Annotated in this window: 8 protein-coding genes and 1 pseudogene; 6 read left to right on the top strand and 3 right to left on the bottom strand. The window is 71.1% G+C overall.

What is annotated here, in order from left to right; all coding sequences use genetic code 11:
- Window positions 1-1,219, bottom strand: a 1,219-nt coding sequence (locus EBH09_RS14735) for an MFS transporter (protein WP_238697313.1), incomplete at its 3' end; no start/stop codon positions are given.
- A gap of 485 nt (window positions 1,220-1,704) precedes the next feature.
- Here EBH09_RS14735 and EBH09_RS14730 point away from each other — a divergent pair.
- From EBH09_RS14730 to mfd, 3 genes are all read left to right on the top strand, one after another.
- The gene (locus EBH09_RS14730; protein ID WP_121747473.1) at window positions 1,705-2,493 is read left to right on the top strand and encodes an ABC transporter ATP-binding protein; all 789 of its coding nucleotides are present in this window, start codon (window positions 1,705-1,707) and stop codon (window positions 2,491-2,493) included.
- The gene (locus EBH09_RS14725; RefSeq protein WP_121747472.1) at window positions 2,490-5,054 is read left to right on the top strand and encodes an FtsX-like permease family protein; all 2,565 of its coding nucleotides are present in this window, start codon (window positions 2,490-2,492) and stop codon (window positions 5,052-5,054) included. The genes EBH09_RS14730 and EBH09_RS14725 overlap by 4 nt, the downstream gene beginning before the upstream one ends.
- 364 nt (window positions 5,055-5,418) lie before the next feature.
- Window positions 5,419-8,952: a transcription-repair coupling factor gene (gene mfd / locus EBH09_RS14720; RefSeq protein WP_121747471.1), complete on the top strand. Its 3,534-nt coding sequence runs from the start codon at window positions 5,419-5,421 to the stop codon at window positions 8,950-8,952.
- An 84-nt stretch (window positions 8,953-9,036) separates the two neighbouring features.
- Here mfd and EBH09_RS14715 read toward each other — a convergent pair whose 3' ends face one another.
- Window positions 9,037-9,231, bottom strand: coding sequence for an antitoxin (locus tag EBH09_RS14715; protein WP_121747470.1), 195 nt, complete (start codon window positions 9,229-9,231; stop codon window positions 9,037-9,039).
- A 134-nt stretch (window positions 9,232-9,365) separates the two neighbouring features.
- On the opposite strand from EBH09_RS14715, the gene EBH09_RS14710 reads away from it, so the two are divergent.
- Window positions 9,366-10,142 (top strand): HNH endonuclease family protein, encoded by a 777-nt coding sequence (locus EBH09_RS14710; protein ID WP_121747469.1) that lies wholly within the window; start codon window positions 9,366-9,368, stop codon window positions 10,140-10,142.
- A 67-nt stretch (window positions 10,143-10,209) separates the two neighbouring features.
- On the top strand, window positions 10,210-10,953 hold the full coding sequence (locus EBH09_RS14705; RefSeq protein WP_121747468.1) for an N-acetyltransferase: 744 nt from the start codon (window positions 10,210-10,212) through the stop codon (window positions 10,951-10,953).
- A gap of 70 nt (window positions 10,954-11,023) precedes the next feature.
- Here the strand turns inward: EBH09_RS14705 and EBH09_RS14700 are convergent, their stop codons facing one another.
- Complete coding sequence (locus EBH09_RS14700) at window positions 11,024-11,521, bottom strand: hypothetical protein (RefSeq protein WP_121747467.1); 498 nt, start codon at window positions 11,519-11,521, stop codon at window positions 11,024-11,026.
- A 190-nt stretch (window positions 11,522-11,711) separates the two neighbouring features.
- Between EBH09_RS14700 and EBH09_RS14695 the strand changes: the two are divergent.
- Window positions 11,712-12,295, top strand: a pseudogene (locus tag EBH09_RS14695) (hypothetical protein); the annotation flags it as partial.

The following is a 12,295-nucleotide window of genomic DNA, read 5'->3' as shown; positions in this document are numbered from 1 at the left end:
CGACGATGAGCGGGAGCTGGAACAGGCCCAGCGCGGCGCCGAGCAGCAGCATCAGCAGCGTCGGCTGCCAGGCCTCGCCGGGATAGGGCAGGAACGGGAAGGCGAACAGGATCAGGGACGCGGTACCGATACCGAGCATGGCCGTGTTCCGGAAACCGATCCTGCGGTACACATGCTGGCTCAGGGCCGCGGACACCGGCCAGCTCAGCGTCCACACGGACAGCACGAAACCGGCGGCCACCGGTGCCAGGCCCAGCACCGACTGGGCGTAGGTGGGCAGGAACACCGTCGGCGCCACCATCAGCAGCCCCAGCGCGCCGAGCGCGAGGTTCACCGCCGCGATCGTGCGGCGGCGCCACACCCAGCCGGGGATGATCGGCTCCGCCGCCCGGCGCTCGATCACCACCACGGCCACCAGCAGGGCGAGGCCCGTCCCGAACAGGGCGAGCGAGGGCGCCGACAGCCACGGCCACGCCACCCCGCCCTGCACCAGAGCGGTGAGCAGGGCGCCGCCGCAGGCGAACACGGCCAGCGCGCCCGCCCAGTCGACACGCGCGCGCGTGCCGGACGCCTCGCGTGCGGGCTCGTGCAGGTGACGGACGATCAGCCACAGGGCGAGGGCGCCGATCGGCAGGTTGATGAGGAAGATCCAGCGCCAGTCGGCGTACGCGGCCAGCACACCGCCCAGGCCGGGGCCCGCGATTGCGGACACCGCCCACACCGTGGACAGCCTGGCCTGGATCCTGGGCCGGTCCTTGAGCGGGTACAGGTCGGCGGCGAGCGTCTGCACGGTGCCCTGGAGGGCGCCGCCGCCCAGGCCCTGCAGGACGCGGAAGGCGATCAGGGCGCCCATGTTCCAGGCGAGGGCGCACAGCAGGGAGCCGGCGAGGAACAGTGCCGCCCCCGCCACCAGGACCGGTTTGCGGCCGTAGGTGTCGGAGAGCTTGCCGTAGACGGGGAGCGTGACGGTGACGGCCAGCAGATAGCCGGAGAAGAGCCAGGAGAAGAGAGAGAAGCCACCGAGGTCGCCGACGATCTGCGGGACGGCGGTGGAGACGATCGTGGCGTCGAGTGCCGACAGCGCCATCGCGAGCATCAGGGCGGCCACTACGGCGCCGCGCCGGTCCGGGCCCGTGCCCGCTCCGGCCGCGTCCACCGCGGGTCGGGTGCTGTCCACGCCGTCCACCCGGGCACCTCCGTCCTTGCGTTCCCCTTGCATCCATCTGCCGGGGTCAGCTTCGCACTTGACCCTGACGTGGCGGGAGGGTGGAGGCTCGATGCGTCCCGGGGAGGAGGACAACCCCGAGGTCCGCTCCACCGAAGGGTGGACAGCCCCTAGGGGTACCTCCGTACTACGGCCCGGGGAGGGTTCGTACCGACGGAGGACGAGACGGGCCCGGTGACGTCCTTAGTCTGGCTTTACGCCGCTGGGGGGCGGCGAACCGGACCCGCGGGGGTGGGGTTTTCCCCAGCAGAAGAGTGCGCTGAACACCAGCGCGCTCGACCCCCGGTTCCGGCCAGACTCTTCGACGTAGCAGGACGGCACACGCACGACGGCAAAGCACGACGGCACACGCACGGCGACGCGTACACCGCGACGGGTCGCAAGCACGGCAGCACCACGTTCACCAAGTCCACCGGCACCGCTCAGCGCCCGCCGGCGGCACCGGTGGCTCACCTGATGACCGACATAGGAGACTTGACATGACATCGGCCGTAAGTATTCCCACGCATGGGAGCACCGGAGGGCGTACGGCCGTTGCCGCGCGAGCGCGTCAGGTCGTGAAGGCGTACGGATCGGGCGAGACCCGGGTGGTCGCCCTCGACCACGTGGACGTGGACATCGCCCGCGGCCAGTTCACCGCGATCATGGGGCCGTCGGGGTCCGGCAAGTCCACGCTGATGCACTGCCTGGCCGGCCTGGACACCGTCTCCGGCGGGCAGATCTACCTCGACGAGACCGAGATCACCGGCCTGAAGGACAAGAAGCTCACCCAGCTGCGCCGGGACCGGATCGGCTTCATCTTCCAGGCGTTCAACCTGCTCCCGACGCTGAACGCGCTCGAGAACATCACGCTGCCCATGGACATCGCCGGGCGCAAGTACGACCGCGCGTGGCTGGACCGCGTCGTGGAGACCGTGGGGCTCGCCGGGCGGCTGAAGCACCGGCCGACCCAGCTCTCCGGCGGCCAGCAGCAGCGGGTCGCGGTGGCGCGGGCACTGGCCGCCCGGCCCGAGATCATCTTCGGTGACGAGCCGACCGGAAACCTCGACTCGCGCGCCGGCGCCGAGGTCCTGGGCTTCCTGCGCCGGTCGGTCACCGAACTGGGCCAGACCATCGTGATGGTCACCCACGATCCGGTGGCCGCCAGTTACGCGGACCGGGTGCTGTACCTCGCCGACGGCCGGATCGTGGACGAGATGTACAAGCCGACCGCGGACGCCGTCCTCGACCGCATGAAGGACTTCGACGCCCGGGGGCGCACGTCATGACCGTCGTCAAGACCTCGATGCGCAACTTCCTCGCGCACAAGGGCCGTATGGCGCTCTCGGCGGTGGCGGTGCTGCTGTCGGTGGCGTTCGTCTGCGGGACCCTGGTGTTCACGGACACGATGAACACCACCTTCGACAAGCTCTTCGCGGTCACGTCCTCGGACGTGACGGTCATGCCGAAGGAGGCCAGGAGCGACGACGCCCCGCAGAACGGCGTGCCCGAGTCGCTGCCGGCGTCCGCGCTGGAACGGGTCCGGGCGGCCGAGGGCGTCGAGTCCGCCGAGGGCATGGTCAGTTCGATGAACGTGACCATCGTCGACAGTGACAACGACAACGTGGGCGCCACCAGCGGCGCCCCGACGATCGCCGGCAACTGGACGAAGAACGACCTCCGGTCGATGGAGATCACCTCCGGGCACGCCCCGCGCGGGCCCACCGAGCTCATGGTCGACGCCGACACCGCCGACAAGCACGACCTGAAGCTCGGTGACGAACTGCGCACCATCTCGCAGACCGGCGACTTCAAGGCCGAGGTCGTCGGCATCGCGTCCTTCACGGTGACCAACCCCGGTGCCGCCGTCGTCTACTTCGACACGCCCACCGCCCAGCGTGAACTGCTGGGCGCCACCGGCAGGTTCACGCAGCTCAACGTCGCCGCCGCGGCCGGTGTCTCCGACGCGCAGCTCAAGCAGAGCGTCTCCCAGGTCATGGACGGCACCTACAAGGTGCAGACGGCGAAGGAGAACTCCGACGAGAACCGCGAGGAACTCGGCGAGTTCATGAACGTCATCAAGTACGCCATGCTCGGCTTCGCCGGGATCGCGTTCCTGGTCGGCATCTTCCTGATCATCAACACCTTCTCCATGCTGGTCGCCCAGCGAACCCGCGAGATCGGCCTCATGCGGGCCATCGGCTCCTCCCGCCGGCAGGTCAACCGCTCGGTGCTGGTCGAGGCGCTGCTCCTCGGCATCGTCGGCTCGATCCTCGGCGTCGCGGCCGGTGTCGGAATCGCCATCGGCCTGATGAAGCTGATGTCGGCGGCGGGGATGAACCTCTCCACCGACGACCTGACCATCAAGACGGCGACACCCGTGGTCGGCCTGGTCCTCGGCATCGTGGTCACCGTCCTGGCCGCCTACCTGCCGGCCCGCCGCGCCGGCAGGATCTCCCCGATGGCCGCCCTGCGCGACGCCGGCACGCCGGCCGACGGCAAGGCCGGCCGGATACGCGGCCTGATCGGCCTGATCCTCACCGGCGCCGGTGCCGCGGCCCTGCTCACGGCCGCCGCCGCCGACAAGGCGAGCGAGGGTTCGCTGATGCTCGGCGCGGGCATCGTGCTGTCCCTCATCGGCTTCGTCGTCATCGGCCCGCTGCTGGCGGGCTTCGTGGTCCGGGTGATCAGCGCGGTGCTGCTGCGGGCCTTCGGCCCGGTCGGCCGCCTGGCCGAGCGCAACGCCCTGCGCAACCCGCGCCGCACCGGCGCCACGGGCGCCGCCCTGATGATCGGCCTCGCGTTGGTCGCCTGCCTCTCGGTGGTCGGCTCCTCCATGGTCGCCTCGGCCACCAGCGAGCTGGACAAGACCGTCGGCGCGGACTTCATCGTCCAGGGCAACCAGCGGATCGTGCCGCAGGCCGAGAAGGCGATGCAGGACACGCCCGGCCTGGAGCACGTCACCCGCTACAAGATGCTGGACGCCACGCTGACCTCGCCCGACGGCAAGACGGACGACGACGGTGTCACGGCCGCCGACCCGACGTACGCCCAGGACGTGAACCGCGCGACGACCGAGGGCAAGCTCTCCGCCGCCTACGGCATCGACGCGATGTCGGTCGGCGCGGACTACGCGAAGAAGCACGGCGTGCACGTCGGCGACACGGTCTCCGTCGCCTTCAAGGGCGGCGAGACCGCCAAGCTCAAGGTCGCCGCGATCACGGACGACGACGTGGCGATCGACCAGGGCGCGCGGTACATCAGCATCGAGACGATGCGGAAGTACCTGCCGGCCGACAGCATCCCGCCGAACACGATCATGTTCGCCAAGGCGGAGGACGGCCAGGCGGAGCAGGCGTACGCCGCGCTGAAGAAGTCGCTGGACGCCTACCCGCAGTACCAGGTGGCCGACCAGACCGACTACAAGCAGGAGCTGAAGGACCAGGTCGGCCAGCTGCTGAACATGGTCTACGGCCTGCTCGCCCTGGCGATCATCGTCGCGATCCTCGGTGTGGTGAACACTCTGGCGCTGTCGGTGGTCGAGCGGACCCGCGAGATCGGCCTGATGCGGGCGATCGGTCTCTCCCGCCGCCAGCTGCGCCGCATGATCCGGATGGAGTCCGTCGTCATCGCCCTCTTCGGAGCCCTGCTCGGCCTGGGGCTGGGCATGGGCTGGGGCGCCACGGCGCAGAAGCTGCTCGCCCTGGAGGGACTGAACGTCCTCGACATCCCCTGGCCGACGATCATCGGCGTCTTCATCGGCTCGGCCTTCGTGGGCCTGTTCGCCGCCCTGGTCCCGGCGTTCCGGGCGGGCCGGATGAACGTCCTGAACGCCATCGCGACGGAATGACGGAGTAGCGACCGAGGAGCCACCGCATACGGGGGTTGCGGGGGAGAGCCCGGCGCCGGAAGTCCCAAGGGGACTCCCGGCGCCGGGCTCCTTTGGGCGGCCCGCCTTTCGGCCCGCCGAGTCGGATGGTGGGTGGGCACAGGCCGAGGGCCCAGGGGCGGAGCCCCCTGGTAACCCTGGTACGGCCACCGGGGCGCCGGCCACCACGCACCCGGCGTCATCCACAGCCTCCGGCGCAGGCGAGCGCGGCGTCGTACGCTGGACACCCCCGGCCCTCACACCGCCGGGTTACTCGTGTTGTCCACCCCGGCACCCGCCACCCCAGCACCCGCACCCAGCACCCCAGGACGGAAGCGCCCCCTCCATGAGCCTGCACGGTCTGCTCGACGCCGTCGTCAAGGACACCGCCCTCGCGGAAGCGATCTCCGCGGCCGCAGACGGCAACCGCATGCACGTCGACCTGGTCGGTCCCCCCGCGGCCCGCGCCTTCTCGGTCGCCGCGCTGGCCCGCGAGACGGGCCGCCCGGTGCTGGCGGTGACCGCGACGGGGCGCGAGGCGGAGGACCTGGCCGCGGCCCTGCGCTCGCTGCTGCCCGAGGAGGGCGTCGTCGAGTACCCCTCGTGGGAGACCCTCCCGCACGAGCGCCTCAGCCCCCGCAGCGACACCGTCGGCCGCCGCCTGGCCGTCCTGCGCCGCCTGGCCCACCCCCGCCCCGAGGACCCCGAGACCGGCCCGGTCTCCGTCGTCGTCGCGCCCGTACGCTCCGTGCTCCAGCCGCAGGTCAAGGGCCTCGGCGACCTGGAGCCGGTCGCCCTGCGCACCGGGCAGAGCGCCGACCTGGAAGAGATCGTCGAGGCTCTCGCGGCCGCCGCGTACGCGCGCGTGGAGCTGGTGGAGAAGCGCGGTGAGTTCGCCGTGCGCGGCGGCATCCTGGACGTCTTCCCGCCGACCGAGGAGCACCCCCTCCGCGTCGAGTTCTGGGGCGACGACGTCGAGGAGATCCGCTACTTCAAGGTCGCCGACCAGCGCTCCCTGGAGGTCGCCGAACACGGCCTGTGGGCCCCGCCCTGCCGAGAGCTGCTGCTCACGGACGACGTACGGGAGCGCGCCCGCGTCCTCGCCGAGGACCACCCCGAGCTGGGCGAACTGCTCGGCAAGATCGCCGAGGGCATCGCCGTCGAGGGCATGGAGTCCCTGGCCCCCGTCCTCGTCGACGACATGGAACTGCTGATCGACGTGCTGCCCAAGGGCTCGATGGCGCTCGTCTGCGACCCGGAGCGGGTGCGGACCCGTGCCGCCGACCTCGTGGCGACGAGCCAGGAGTTCCTCCAGGCGTCCTGGGCGGCCACCGCGGGCGGCGGCGAGGCACCGATCGACGTCGACGCGGCCTCCCTGTGGTCCATCGCGGACGTCCGGGAGCGCGCCCGCGAGCTGGACATGATGTGGTGGTCGGTGTCGCCCTTCGCCGCCGACGACGCGCTGGAGGACGCCGACACCCTCAAGCTCGGCATGCACGCCCCCGAGACCTACCGCGGCGACACGGCCAGGGCGCTGGCCGACACCAAGGGCTGGCTCGCCGACGGCTGGCGCGCGGTCTACGTCACCGAGGGCCACGGCCCGGCCGCCCGCACCGTCGAGGTCCTCGGCGGCGAGGGCATCGCCGCCCGCCTCGACAACGACCTCGGCACCCTCAGCCCTTCCGTCGTGCACGTCTCCTGCGGCTCGATCGACTACGGCTTCGTCGACCAGTCCCTCAAGCTCGCCGTGCTCACCGAGACGGACCTGACCGGGCAGAAGGCCGCCGGCCGCGAGGGTGCCCGGATGCCCGCCCGGCGCCGCAAGACCATCGACCCGCTCACCCTGGAGACGGGCGACTACATCGTCCACGAGCAGCACGGCGTGGGCCGCTACATCGAGATGGTCCAGCGCACCGTGCAGGGCGCCACCCGCGAGTACCTGGTCGTGGAGTACGCCCCCGCCAAGCGCGGCCAGCCCGGCGACCGCCTCTACATCCCCACCGACCAGCTGGAGCAGATCACCAAGTACGTCGGCGGCGAGGCTCCCACCCTGCACCGCCTGGGCGGCGCCGACTGGACCAAGACCAAGGCCCGCGCGAAGAAGGCGGTCAAGGAGATCGCCGCCGACCTGATCAAGCTCTACAGCGCGCGGATGGCGGCGCCCGGGCACGCGTTCGGCGCGGACACCCCATGGCAGCGCGAGCTGGAGGACGCCTTCCCGTACGCGGAGACCCCGGACCAGCTCACCACCATCGCCGAGGTCAAGGAGGACATGGAGAAGACGGTCCCCATGGACCGCCTGATCTGCGGCGACGTCGGCTACGGCAAGACGGAGATCGCGGTCCGCGCCGCCTTCAAGGCGGTCCAGGACGGCAAGCAGGTGGCCGTACTCGTGCCGACGACCCTGCTGGTGCAGCAGCACTTCGGGACGTTCGGCGAGCGGTACGCCCAGTTCCCGGTGAACGTGCGGGCGCTGTCCCGCTTCCAGACCGAAACCGAGTCGAAGGCGACCCTGGAGGGCCTGCGCGAGGGCTCGGTGGACATCGTCATCGGCACCCACCGCCTGTTCTCCTCCGAGACCAAGTTCAAGGACCTCGGCCTGGTCATCGTCGACGAGGAGCAGCGTTTCGGCGTCGAGCACAAGGAGCAGCTGAAGAAGCTCCGCGCCAACGTCGACGTGCTGACCATGTCCGCCACCCCCATCCCGCGCACCCTGGAGATGGCGGTCACCGGCATCCGTGAGATGTCGACGATCACCACCCCGCCGGAGGAGCGCCACCCGGTGCTGACCTTCGTCGGCCCCTACGAGCAGAAGCAGATCGGCGCCGCGATCCGCCGCGAGCTGCTGCGCGAGGGCCAGGTCTTCTACATCCACAACCGCGTGGAGTCCATCGACCGCGCGGCCGCTCGGCTCCGCGAGATCGTCCCCGAGGCGCGCATCGCCATCGCCCACGGCCAGATGTCGGAACAGGCGCTGGAGCAGGTCGTCGTCGACTTCTGGGAGAAGAAGTTCGACGTGCTGGTCTCCACGACCATCGTCGAGTCCGGCATCGACATCTCCAACGCCAACACCCTCATCGTCGAGCGCGGCGACAACTTCGGCCTCAGCCAGCTCCACCAGCTGCGCGGCCGGGTAGGCCGAGGCCGGGACCGCGGCTACGCGTACTTCCTCTACCCGCCGGAGAAGCCGCTGACCGAGACCGCGCACGAGCGGCTCGCCACCATCGCCCAGCACACCGAGATGGGCGCGGGCATGTACGTGGCGATGAAGGACCTGGAGATCCGCGGCGCCGGCAACCTGCTCGGCGGCGAGCAGTCCGGTCACATCGCGGGTGTCGGCTTCGACCTGTACGTGCGGATGGTCGGCGAGGCCGTCGCCGACTACCGGGCCTCCCTGGAGGGCGGCGTGGAGGAGGAGCCGCCGCTCGAGGTCAAGATCGAGCTGCCCGTCGACGCGCACGTCCCGCACGACTACGCCCCCGGCGAGCGGCTGCGGCTCCAGGCGTACCGGTCCATCGCCTCCGCCAACAGCGAGGAGGACATCAAGGCCGTACGCGAGGAACTCGTCGACCGCTACGGCAAGTTGCCGGAACCGGTGGAGAACCTGCTGCTGGTCGCGGGCCTGCGCATGCTCGCGCGGGCGTGCGCCGTCGGCGACATCGTGCTCCAGGGCAACAACATCCGCTTCGCGCCCGTGGAGTTGCGCGAGTCCCAGGAGCTGAGGCTCAAGCGCCTCTACCCAGGAAGCGTCATCAAGGCGGGCGCCCACCAGGTCCTCGTACCCCGTCCGAAGACCGCGAAGGTGGGCGGCAAGCCGCTGGTCGGGCGCGAGCTGCTCGGCTGGGTCGGGGAGTTCCTGACCTCGATCCCGGGTGCCTAGGCGCCCGTTCGCCCGCTGAAGAAGCCGTCCACGGGATCAGGCCCGTGGACGGCTTCCTCGATGTGTTCGAGGTGCGGGAATGCGCTACTGCTGGTCGGGGCCGCCCCGCTCGCGCCCGAAGCCGAGTTTGCCCTCGGCCTGCTGCTGCGCGGCGTCGACCTGCTTCTCGTGCTTGCCGCCGGTCCTCTTGTTGACCTGTTGCTCGGCGGCGTCGGACATCTTCCTTGACCTGTCCTTGTCCTTGCCGGCCATGCTCTTCATCTTGTCGAGGATGCCCATGCAGAGCTCCTTCCGAGGCGAGACTCACTGTCGACCGTACGGCAGATATGCCCTACATGCCCAATAAAGCCCACTATGGTCTGGACCTCTGAGTCGCTACGGTGATACCGGCGAACGGCAAGGGGAGGGCACGCATGGGGCGGCACAGCATGATCCGTACCGGTTGGGCCGCGGTCGCGGCCCTCGCCCTGACCCTGGTCACCGGATGCGAGGGCCTCGGGGGCGAGGGCGACGGCGCCTCGTCCCCGGGCGGCGGCGCCGAGGCGCCGGCCGCAGGACAGGCCGTCAGCCCTCTGCGCAACCCGGACGGAACAGACCCCGGCCTCGCCCCGGTCACGGGCGACGCCCACGAGGCGACGGCCCGGCGGCTCATCGAGGGCCTGAAGACCAAGGGGCGCGGCCCCAGGACGGGGTACGACCGCGACGAGTTCGGCTATGCCTGGATGGACTCGGCCGACGGCGTGCCACTCGCCCGGAACGGCTGCGACACGCGCAACGACCTACTGCAACGCGACGGCCAGGACCTGCGCTTCCGCTCCGGCTCCGACTGCGTGGTCGTCGCCATGACGCTGGACGACCCGTACACCGGAACGACCATCGAGTGGCGCAAGCGAGAGGCGAGCGAGGTCCAGATCGACCACGTCGTCCCGCTGTCGTACAGCTGGCAGATGGGCTCCTCGCGGTGGGCGGAGAGCAAACGCGAGCAGCTGGCGAACGACCCGCTCAACCTGCTCCCCGTCCAGGGCCGCGCCAACTCCGCCAAGAGCGACTCCGGGCCGGCCTCCTGGCTCCCGCCCGCCAAGTCGGTCCGGTGCGCGTACGCCGTCCGCTTCGCGCAGGTCGCCGTCAAGTACGAACTGGCGGTGACCGCACCGGACCGGCAGGCGATGCTGCGGCAGTGCGGCGGCTGAAGCGGACCCGGGGCGCGCCGGCGAAATCCGCTTTCGGCCCGTTGGCCCTCCTGCCTACCGTGGCCCCATGAAGCTGACGGTATCGAGCCTCGCCGAGCGCCCGGAGATGCTGGACCGGGTCCGCGAAATGGCGGACAGCTGGCCCGCGTTCGCCGTCGAGGACCTGTCGGGCAACGCCCACTACCCGCGCATCGCCGGCGAACTGCCCGAGTACGTGCAGTTCGCCGAGGACGAGCACGGCGAGGTCGTCGCCCACGCCCACAGCGTGCCGTTCGCCCTGCACACCGAGGGGCGCGGCGCGCTGCCCGCGCGGGGCTGGGGCGAGGTGCTCGTCCGGGCCTTCGGCGACCTGCGCCGCGGTGTCCCCGCCGACACCGTCAGCGCCATCTCCGTCACCGTCGCCCCGCACGCCCAGGGACTCGGTCTGTCCGGCCGGATGCTCGCCGCCATGCGCGACAACGCCCGCGCCCGCGGCTTCCGCGAGGTCGTCGCCCCCGTCCGCCCCAGCGCCAAGCACCTCGAACCACACGCCCCCATCGAGGAGTACGCCCGGCGGCTGCGTCCCGACGGTCTGCCCCACGACCCCTGGCTGCGCGTCCACGCCCGGGCCGGCGCCACCCTCGACTCCGTGGCTCCGGCCTCCATGACCGTCTCCGGCTCGCTGGACGAGTGGCGGCGCTGGACGGGGCTGCCCTTCGACACCGCCGGGGACGTCGAGGTCCCCGGCGCCCTGGTGCCGGTGCGCTGCGAGCCGGAGCGCGGATACGCGGTGTACGTCGAGCCGAACGTGTGGATGCGGCACCCGCTGTGAGCCACCCGGACGCGGGTGCCGGTGGCACGGGTGCCGGTGGCACGGGTGCCTGTGGTGGGCGCTCGGGTGGTCAGAACTCGCCGTTGCCGAGCAGCTCTCCCTCGGCGTCGTAGATGGTGACGAGGCCGTTCTCGCTCTGCTTCCAGTCGGCGAACGCGGAGGCGATGAGGTTGGCGGGGCCGGTGCCCTCGCCCATGATGCCGCCGGTGAAGTCGGTGTAGACGTCGGCCGCGTCGAGGATGTCGTTCTGCTCCTCGGCGCCCTGCACCTTGGTGACGTGGGAGACGGCGTCCTTCTCCGCGGCCGTTCCGTTCTTCTGCACGAACGCCTTGAACCGATCGGCCTGGGAGGCCTTCTCCAGGGCCTTGTCCTCGGCGGGCTTGTCCTCGGCGGGCTTCGCGTCGGAACCGCCGTCCGCCTTCGCGTCGCCGGGCTTCTCGTTCGCGCCGGCGGAGGTCCGGCTGTCGCTCTTGCCGTCGCCGTCCCCGTCGCCGGAGTTCGCCGTCACCGCGCCGATGACGACGAGACCCACCACGGCGCCCAGCGCGACCTTGGTCTTCATACCCATGACTGTGTCCCCTCCCAATGCGGCGACCGCCACACCCGGCGGTCGCTCGTTCGCGAGGTCAATGAGACCAGACCGTGTGAACCGAGTCAACCAAGTTCACGGGGTTCGATGTGTACACGGGCGTGAATCGGTCTGACCTTGCCTGCGTCGGTATGCTCGCCGTCACACAAGGACGAGGGGAGCCGTGCGGGTGCAGGACAACGCCACAGAAGTGACCGCCGCCGGGATCGCGAGGCTCGCCGGCGTCGGCCGGGCCGCCGTGAGCAACTGGCGCCGTCGGCACGCCGACTTCCCCAAGCCGGTCGGGGGCACCGAGACCAGCCCTTCCTTCGCCCTCGCCGAAGTCGAGGGGTGGCTGCGCGAGCACAGCAAGCTCGCCGAGGTACCCCTGCGGGAACGGGTCTGGCAGCAGCTCGTCGGCCATCCCGAGGGCCCGGTCACCGCGCTCACGCACGCCGGCTGCGTCCTGCTGCTGATCCACGACCGCCCCAGGCTCTGGCTGGAGGTGAGCGCCGGCTCCGACGAACGGCTCGCCGCGATGCTGCCGGAGGCGCTGGACCAGGTGCTGACACCGCGTTTCGTCCACCCGGACGGCCGCGTGAAGGCTCCGGAGCCTGTGAACACGCCACCGACGGTTCACACGCCGACGGCAGCCACGCCCACGCCGACGGCCGCCACGCCCGCACCGACGGCCGCATCCCGTACTCCGACGGCCACCCCGCTCACCCCGACGGCCGCCCCCATCACTCCGACGACGGACCCCCTCACCCCGCC

Source organism: Streptomyces sp. E2N166 (genome assembly GCF_003671715.1).
In the GTDB taxonomy this organism is placed as follows: Bacteria; Actinomycetota; Actinomycetes; order Streptomycetales; family Streptomycetaceae; genus Streptomyces; species Streptomyces thinghirensis.
The sequence above is the reverse complement of the archived record's forward strand: the minus strand, read 5'-3'. Positions and strand labels throughout refer to the sequence as shown.

Bases quoted from the DNA above. Each gene is read 5' to 3' on its own strand.
- EBH09_RS14715 (WP_121747470.1), bottom strand. From the start codon at position 9,231: ATGGGCATCCTCGACAAGATGAAGAGCATGGCCGGCAAGGACAAGGAC.
- EBH09_RS14710 (WP_121747469.1), top strand. From the start codon at position 9,366: ATGGGGCGGCACAGCATGATCCGTACCGGTTGGGCCGCGGTCGCGGCC.
- mfd (WP_121747471.1), top strand. From the start codon at position 5,419: ATGAGCCTGCACGGTCTGCTCGACGCCGTCGTCAAGGACACCGCCCTC.
- EBH09_RS14730 (WP_121747473.1), top strand. From the start codon at position 1,705: ATGACATCGGCCGTAAGTATTCCCACGCATGGGAGCACCGGAGGGCGT.
- EBH09_RS14725 (WP_121747472.1), top strand. From the start codon at position 2,490: ATGACCGTCGTCAAGACCTCGATGCGCAACTTCCTCGCGCACAAGGGC.
- EBH09_RS14705 (WP_121747468.1), top strand. From the start codon at position 10,210: ATGAAGCTGACGGTATCGAGCCTCGCCGAGCGCCCGGAGATGCTGGAC.
- EBH09_RS14700 (WP_121747467.1), bottom strand. From the start codon at position 11,521: ATGGGTATGAAGACCAAGGTCGCGCTGGGCGCCGTGGTGGGTCTCGTC.